At 53.8% G+C, this 7,625-nt stretch carries 7 protein-coding genes, 3 tRNA genes and 1 pseudogene; 5 read left to right on the top strand and 6 right to left on the bottom strand.

Annotation, left to right across the window (positions count from 1 at the left end; all coding sequences use genetic code 11):
- The 5 genes and pseudogenes from ACTG39_RS13900 to ACTG39_RS13920 all read right to left on the bottom strand — a co-directional run.
- A pseudogene (locus ACTG39_RS13900) lies at window positions 1–360 on the bottom strand (transposase); the annotation flags it as partial.
- Window positions 361–654: 294 nt separating this feature from the next.
- The gene (locus ACTG39_RS13905) at window positions 655–1,266 is read right to left on the bottom strand and encodes a thiamine biosynthesis protein ThiC (protein ID WP_439108165.1); all 612 of its coding nucleotides are present in this window, start codon (window positions 1,264–1,266) and stop codon (window positions 655–657) included.
- 186 nt (window positions 1,267–1,452) lie between these two features.
- Window positions 1,453–1,527 (bottom strand) — tRNA-Gly (locus ACTG39_RS13910).
- An 89-nt stretch (window positions 1,528–1,616) separates the two neighbouring features.
- Window positions 1,617–1,692: transfer RNA gene (locus tag ACTG39_RS13915), tRNA-Glu, on the bottom strand.
- A gap of 162 nt (window positions 1,693–1,854) precedes the next feature.
- Window positions 1,855–2,235: a PA2817 family protein gene (locus ACTG39_RS13920; RefSeq protein WP_439108166.1), complete on the bottom strand. Its 381-nt coding sequence runs from the start codon at window positions 2,233–2,235 to the stop codon at window positions 1,855–1,857.
- A 166-nt stretch (window positions 2,236–2,401) separates the two neighbouring features.
- Here ACTG39_RS13920 and ACTG39_RS13925 point away from each other — a divergent pair, with 166 nt between their 5' ends.
- From ACTG39_RS13925 to ACTG39_RS13940, 4 genes are read left to right on the top strand one after another with little or no spacing between them, the layout of a single operon-like run.
- The gene (locus tag ACTG39_RS13925; protein ID WP_439108167.1) at window positions 2,402–3,340 is read left to right on the top strand and encodes an ABC transporter ATP-binding protein; all 939 of its coding nucleotides are present in this window, start codon (window positions 2,402–2,404) and stop codon (window positions 3,338–3,340) included.
- A complete protein-coding gene (locus ACTG39_RS13930; protein WP_439108168.1) occupies window positions 3,337–4,110 on the top strand; it encodes an ABC transporter permease in 774 nt (257 codons plus the stop codon). The genes ACTG39_RS13925 and ACTG39_RS13930 overlap by 4 nt, the downstream gene beginning before the upstream one ends.
- Window positions 4,111–4,128: 18 nt before the next feature.
- A complete protein-coding gene (queF, locus tag ACTG39_RS13935; protein WP_439108169.1) occupies window positions 4,129–4,938 on the top strand; it encodes an NADPH-dependent 7-cyano-7-deazaguanine reductase QueF in 810 nt (269 codons plus the stop codon).
- Between the two features lie 42 nt (window positions 4,939–4,980).
- Complete coding sequence (locus ACTG39_RS13940; protein ID WP_439108170.1) at window positions 4,981–5,760, top strand: SDR family NAD(P)-dependent oxidoreductase; 780 nt, start codon at window positions 4,981–4,983, stop codon at window positions 5,758–5,760.
- A gap of 12 nt (window positions 5,761–5,772) precedes the next feature.
- On the opposite strand, the gene ACTG39_RS13945 is transcribed toward ACTG39_RS13940, so the two are convergent.
- On the bottom strand, window positions 5,773–7,323 hold the full coding sequence (locus ACTG39_RS13945; RefSeq protein ID WP_439108171.1) for a M20/M25/M40 family metallo-hydrolase: 1,551 nt from the start codon (window positions 7,321–7,323) through the stop codon (window positions 5,773–5,775).
- 105 nt (window positions 7,324–7,428) lie between these two features.
- On the opposite strand from ACTG39_RS13945, the gene ACTG39_RS13950 reads away from it, so the two are divergent.
- Window positions 7,429–7,516, top strand: a tRNA-Ser gene (locus ACTG39_RS13950).
- The last annotated feature ends 109 nt before the right edge of the window (window positions 7,517–7,625 follow it).

Raw genomic sequence — 7,625 nt, forward strand, 5'->3', positions numbered from 1 at the left:
CCAACTTGCATGCTGTGCGCTCGCTCAAATGACAGACCTTGATCATATGAGTTGCGACATGCTTCCGCGCGGCAGGCGTTACCACTTGGCCCTGCCCTCTGGGTATTTTTGCAGCACGTCCTTCATGGCCTCGGTCTCGAGCAGCTTCTCCGCCAAAAGCTTCTTCAGCTTGCTGTTCTCTGACTCGAGCTCTCTTAGGCGCTTGGCCTCGTTTACCTCAAGCCCGGCGTACTTACTGCGCCAGTTGTAGAACGTGCCCGTCGATATGCTGAGCGAGCGGCAGATATCGTCAACTTTGGCGCCGGCTTCATGCTCTTTGATAGCGCCAATAATCTGTTCTTCGGTGTATCGCTTCTTCATCGTGAAATCTCCATGGTGCTAGGTTAGCTGGAAATCTCATCGTGTTCATGGCGTTAATTCCGGGGGATAGGTCAGGATATTGTCCGCCAAACCACGACAAGCGGTACTGCATAACCTTGAGTGTTTAAAGACGCCGCTAGAAATAGGCCGTGTTGTGCTCAAGGATGGCAGGAGCATTAACTACGCTGCCTAGGAATACTGGCTATTCGATGTAGCCCAGGAACGTACGCCTACATTTCGGATCAACGCCCGCTTTCGGCTCAGAACGACCATTACAGTGTGGTGGCTGAGCGGCTAGTCTTCGGAGCTGGCGCTTCCGTACATGGTGAGCAGGCACAGTGCCAGTAGGACAGTAGCAACTACCCCTGAGCCGCCTGCTAACGGCAGCTCACCGAAGACGTTGCGTCCTGCCGCCATAGAGGCTGCGTTACTTACCATTGCGACAAGACCCACTAACACACTTGCTGTTCCGAGTATTTTCGACCCTGCTGCAAGTTTTGCCCATCCGAGCATGATCAGGGCAAGCGCTAATAAGACTTTTGCGGCGTTGTAGACCATAAACGAGAACGCGACGACACTGCGCGCTGCCGGCGCTAGCCCTTCGACTTCTCTGGCGGCCTCGCTGAACGGGCCAAACATGGTCAAGCCGACACCCACCTGCACGACGTTTAGCACAGCTGCCGCGGTGATTGCAGAGAGAGCGAGATGCTGCTCCTTTGCCTGTGCCAATGCCGATCCGGCAAAGGCAGCCATCAACACAAACAGCAAGGCCTCAGTGCCCCACAAAAGCTGCCGTGGCACGTCTGCCTTTGACATGTATAGCGCGGTGTAGATTGCCTGGGTAATCGCTGCCAGTAGGAGCAAGAAGCCAATGATTTGTAGCGTGCGAACGCGTGTTAACTCCATGGTTTTCTGATCCTTGTGGATTCACTGTGACGTCATATAAACACAAGCCACAACGATCGTCATTTTGTTTGAGATTCAGGCACCACTTTAACTTGGCAGCGAGGCCCGAGGAGCAAACCTGCTTTAGGGGTCACGGTACTTTTTAGACAAAAAAAAAGACCAATCGGATGATTGGTCTTTTGAATATGGAGCGGGTGAACAGATTTGAACTGTCGACATTTTCGTTGGCAACGAAATGCTCTACCCCTGAGCTACACCCGCTAAGTTTGTCCCCCAAACTGGGGCCAAAATGGGGACTATACCCCGTGTCCTGACTACAGCCCTAAAAAATAATGCGTTAGGGCGAAAAGTGGCGTCCCCTAGGGGGTTCGAACCCCTGTTACCGCCGTGAAAGGGCGGTGTCCTAGGCCACTAGACGAAGGGGACGCGGTGCTCCTCGTCAGGAGGCGCGCATTGTATGGAGACAGCCCATAATCGTCAAGGGAAAAGGCGTTCTTCTCAGTTAAGAAAATTCATGGGGGTTTGGGGGCAGTTCGGAGAGACTTATCGGTTTTCGGCGTTGTTTGCTGCAGGAGGGGAACAAAACCTCTACTGCAGGCCTTTCGCCGAAGCTCGCGCCTCAGACCAGTTGAAAACTTCGCCTTGATTTTCTGCAGCGCGACGCTGGTCGTCCAGAGCCGTAAAGGTTTCGATCTCTTCGTCGGGCATAAAGTGCAGGCATTCCTGCCCGAGGTACCAAAGCAGGTCCCGGGGGAACTCCTGAGTGAGCTGCGGGGCGATGGTCAGGAGTCGATAAATCAAAGAGGGCGCTTCGTCCATGATTTGCCCAGTATTGGCCGCCAGGGCGTTGAACTGAGCAGCTAGTTCATGGAGGGAGGTGCCCTCAGGCGAAGCCGCGTAGGCTTGTAATCGTGTGTTGAAGGACTGAAAGAGCGTCATTTGCTCAGCGTGAAAGTCCATATCATTCATTATCGTTTCTCACATCGTCGGTTGCGTTTACAATGCACGACCGTACTGGTCGCTCCAGGAAAGCCGCGCTGGTGAAGCAGCGCCGTAACGCAACGTTGTACATTGATGTCTGCACCTGAGTTCGCTCCACCAACAGCTTCATATTAATCAGATTAACGAGGGCAGGATGCCAGAGTCCATCGCTGGGAGCACGCCAGCATTAAAAATCGACAATCTTGAAAAATCTTACGACAACGGTTTTCAAGCGCTCAAAGGCATCAGCCTTGAAGTGGAGCAGGGCGACTTCTTTGCTCTGTTGGGCCCCAACGGTGCAGGTAAAAGCACGACCATCGGCATTATCTGTTCTTTAGTGAGCAAAACCGCGGGTCAGGTTTCTGTGCACGGGGTCGATATCGACGAGGATTTTCCCGCTGCAAAAAAGTTTATAGGTATCGTGCCGCAGGAATTTAACTTCAATATGTTCGAGAAGGTATTCGATATCGTCACGAACCAGGCAGGATTTTACGGTCTGCCCAGAGCCTTGGCTTGTGAGCGTGCCGAGAAGTATCTAAGAGAGCTAGGTCTCTGGGACAAAAAGGACGTGTCGGGCCGCATGTTATCGGGCGGTATGAAACGGCGGCTAATGATTGCCCGTGCTCTTGTGCATGAGCCCAAACTCTTGATTCTCGATGAGCCTACCGCGGGCGTAGATATCGAGATGCGCCGCGGCATGTGGGATTTTCTTCAAAAGCTCAATGCCAACGGTACGACGATCATCCTTACCACGCATTATCTCGAAGAGGCCGAGGCGCTGTGCCGCAACATCGCCATCATTAATCATGGTTCTATCGTAGAGAACACGTCTATCAAAGACTTGCTGCGGCGTTTGCAGCGTGAGGTCTTTATTGTGGATAGCGCTGATGTGCTGCCGGGGGATCTGGCGATCGAGAACTTTGAGTTCCGCAGGGTTGATGACCACACGCTGGAGATCGAAGTCGAGAAAGGCCAGCACCTGAACGATGTGTTCACAGCGTTGGATAAAGCCAAGGTCAACGTAACCAGCCTTCGCAATCGCGCGAACCGCCTCGAAGAAATGTTTGTGAATCTTCTGGAGGACGCGGCATGAACACACAAGAGAAGCTGATTGCGTTCAGAACGATTCTTCGTAAGGAGATTCGTCGCTTTATTCGAATATGGCCCCAGACCTTACTGCCATCAGCGATCACCATGAGTCTGTATTTCGTGATCTTTGGATCGCTCATCGGTTCGCGTATTGGTGAGATGGGCGGGTTTAGCTACATGGAGTTCGTTGTGCCGGGACTGATCATGATGGCGATCGTCACCAACTCTTACTCCAACGTGGTGTCGTCGTTTTTTGGCGCAAAGTTCAATCACAGCGTAGAGGAACTACTGGTCTCCCCAACGCCCAACTATGTGATCCTTCTGGGTTTCGTCAGCGGTGGTGTTATTCGAGGACTTTTAGTGGCCACGGTCGTAACCACGGTGTCTATGTTCTTTACCCGACTGCATATCCAGCATTTTGGGGTTGTGGTTGCGGGGGTTGTATTGACCTCGGTGCTGTTTGCTCTTGCGGGTTTTATCAACGCTGTATTTGCGAACAGCTTTGATGATATTTCGATTATTCCCACCTTCGTGCTGACCCCGCTTATCTACCTCGGCGGCGTGTTCTACTCTCTGGATCTGTTGCCGGACTTTTGGGCCGGCGTGTCTAAGCTCAACCCTTTGGTGTACGTGGTAAATGCGTTCCGCTATGGCGTACTCGGTGTGGCTGACGTGAGTGTTGGTTTTGCTTTTGCGATGCTGGGGGGATTCACCGTGGCGGCGTTCACCTACAGCATGTACCTGCTCAACAGCGGTACTCGGCTACGTCAGTAACGACAGGTGAGCGCTGATATGCCCGCAGCACATGACAAAGGGCCGCTGTTAGGTCAGCAGGTTACTGGCAGTGAGCAGTATGCCCCCTCATTGTTGTTCCCCGTACCAAGGGCTAACGCCAGAGCAAGCTTGCCCGAGCAGCGCTTTGACGGCTTTGGCGAAGATGTTTGGCATGCCTACGAGCTAAGCTGGCTAAGTGCCTCCGGCATGCCCAGGGCCTTCGTGGGGACGTTCTGCGTCCCGTCAGCTTCGACCCATATCATCGAGTCCAAGTCCTTTAAGCTGTATCTCAACTCTCTCAATAGCCACAGCTTTACCAGTGATGAAGCCGCACGAGAAACCATTACGAGTGATCTGTCCGCAGTAGCGGGCGCATCGGTATCGCTCGCACTTAGCGAGCCGCAAGATCCAAGTTTTCAGGGTGAGGTACTGTCGGGCGCTTGCCTTGATCACCTCGAAGTCGAGGTTCCGGTAGTTGCGGAAGCAGGGATGCTTACAGCGGTACCCGGTGACGCGAAGCTTTATACGCACCTTATGCGTTCCCTTTGCCCCGTTACGTCGCAGCCAGACTGGGCGACGGTGGTTGTTGAGACGCGCGGTACCTCACCGGATCAAGAAGGTCTGCTGCGTTACCTGTTGGCCTACAGGAATCATCAGGAGTTCCATGAGCAGTGCGTGGAGCGTATTTACACCGATCTTTGGCATACATTGCAGCCTGAGTTTTTGTCTGTTCACGCGCTATACACGCGCCGAGGAGGACTGGATATTTGTCCCTGGCGCTGTTCTGTTGACGAGCCAGCGCCGCGTTATCGAACAAACCGTCAGTAAGTTGCCAGGTATTAAGTAGTAGGAACACACTAGGAATTTCAAATGACAAACACAGCATTGGTTACCGGTGCCTCCGCCGGTATAGGCGAGGAGTTAGCCAAGGTACATGCCGAGAACGGCGGTGACCTCATTCTTGTGGCGCGGCGTAAAGAGCGTCTTGAGGAGATCGCCGAAGAGCTCAGAGCAGAGCATGGGGTACAAGTGCAGGTAATTGCTGCGGACCTTGCTAAGCCAGGCGCGGCCGAGCAACTCATGGCAGACGTGGGCGCGCTGGGCGTCAGTGTCGATGTGCTGATAAATAACGCGGGCTTTGGTGGCCACGGGAAATTCCATGAGAGCGGTCTTGAGCGCGATCAGCGCATGATGCAGCTCAATATGGTGGCGCTCACAGAGCTGAGCTACTACTTCGCCCAGGGCATGGTAGAGCGTGGCGAGGGCAAGATTCTGAACGTTGGATCCACTGCTGGCTTTCTCCCGGGACCCTTGCAGGCGGTGTATTACGCGAGTAAGGCCTACGTAAACTCATTTTCGCAGGCCATGGCGAATGAGCTTGAGGGCACGGGCGTGACCGTGACCGTTTTATGCCCCGGCCCGGTGATCACCGAGTTTCAGGAGGCAGCCGATTTGGGCGGTGTTAAGGGTTTTGAGCTTGGAGCTGATGCCCGTTCCGTAGCCGAATGTGGTTATCGCGCGATGGAGAAAGGCGAGCTGCTTGCCATTAACGACCCAAAGATTAGCGTACTCCTAAAGGGCCTCTTACCCTTTGTACCTCGAAAAAGCGTGCTGTGGCTGTCCCGTAAAACCATGGAAAAGAGTAGCTAAGGTCCTACGCAGCTAGTTGCGTCCAAACTCCTGCAGCACGGCCGCGTAAACACCTATCGCCGAGAGTAGGTTGCCGAGACGCATATTTTCGTCACGACCGTGTTGGTTGTTGTCGTGGTTTGCTATGGGTAATAAAACGATAGGCATATCCAGCTCCTGATCAAACAAATGGATAGGCAAGCTGCCCCCGAGTGTGGGAGAGAGTAGAGGCTTTTTGCCGTCGTACTCCGTAAGGATCGACGTTAGTTTGTTGGCCGCGTCGCCATCCAGATTGCTTCGATAAGCGGGATAGCCACCGGTCCAATCGACTTTTATCACTCCCGGGTTGTTTCGAAGTGTCTCTTCGCTTGGATCGTCGTTGGTTACGTAAAAGCCCTGGGTTTTAAAGTGTGCTTCGATGGTTTGCTTAACATGATCTATGGTTTGCACGGGTACTAAACGCAGATCCAGTGACGCCCGCGCTTTGGACAGAATGATGTTACGCGCCTGATCATCCACGCCACCTGCCTGAAAACCCACGATATTGATGGCGGGCCTCATGATGGTCATCTCGATACGTTCTCCTGCACCCTCGACCCGTCCCAGCGATAGATCATCTTGCAGCTGTGCATCAACGGAGGGGATCGCAGCAATCGCGACTTGCTCAGCTTCGCTGATGGGAGTGACCTGATCGAGATAGCCCGCGACCTGAATGTTGCCGTCCATATCTTTCATGGTGGCTAGCAGGCGCATAAGCGCATCGGTGGGGTGGGGCGCCCAATTACCGTAGTGCCCGGAATGAAGTGGTCGTGAGGGGCCGTAGAGCGTCAGGTTGACGCCGATATCGCCCCGCACCCCGAATACGAGCTGGCGAAGACCGCTTTGGTGCATGGGGCCGTCGCAGAAAAGGAGTACGTCTGCGGTGAGGTAATCGGCGTGCTCGTTGAGAATTTGTTCTACGGTGGGGCTGCCAAACTCTTCTTCACCATCGAGTATGAGTTTGACGTTAACGCTGGCATCAAGGCCTGCGTTGTCCATGGCGTCTATGGCGTGCATAAGCGCTATGACAGGTGCTTTGTCATCGCCGGCTGAGCGAGCGTACACTCGCCACTCAGGGTCGATAGGCTGCAGTTGAGCGGTTTCCCAATTCAGGGTGTCTGCGCCGTTTTTCAGCGTGGGCTCAAAGGGTGGCGTCTTCCAGTCTGCAGGTTCTACTGGCTGCCCATCAAAGTGTGCGTAGATTAAAACGGTTTTTGTGGCGCCCGGTGTGCTTCGCTCAGCAAGGATGTAAGGCGCTCCACCGGCTCTGACAATCTTTGAGCTAAAACCCCGTTCGCCAATGTAATTAGCAATCCATGCCGCATTTTTCTGCATATCGGGTAGCGAAGTAGAGACGTTCGGCATGCTCAGCAATTCGCGAAAGTCCGAAAGAATCGTTCCACCCTGTGTCGCTATGTGTCCGGTGACCACGGCTTGTAGTTTCTGGGTGTCTTCGTCGGCCCCGTGGCTCTGCAGAGGCCCTAGAAGTAGCGCAGCGCTTAGGCCAAAAGCGCAGATTGCAGCGTTAGTAGGGTGATTCAGCATAAAACGTGCCTGTTAATAGCGAGGGAGAACGATACTACGCCCAAGGAATAATCGACAGGGTGTCTGGCGCGCAGTTGCAGCTTTCTGTATTATCCGCGCCCTTACGGAGAGGTGGCCGAGTGGTCGAAGGCGCACGCCTGGAAAGTGTGTAACGGGCAACCGTTCGAGGGTTCGAATCCCTCCTTCTCCGCCAAAGTTAAAAAGGGCCCCTGATGGGGCCTTTTTTGCCTACAGGTATTTGCTCTGTGAATCGCCCCGGGTTTCTAGGAGACCGTTTTGTTTAAGTCAGGCAGCAACACCTG

It is taken from the genome of Congregibacter sp., assembly GCF_965662665.1.
Taxonomy (GTDB): Bacteria; Pseudomonadota; Gammaproteobacteria; order Pseudomonadales; family Halieaceae; genus Congregibacter.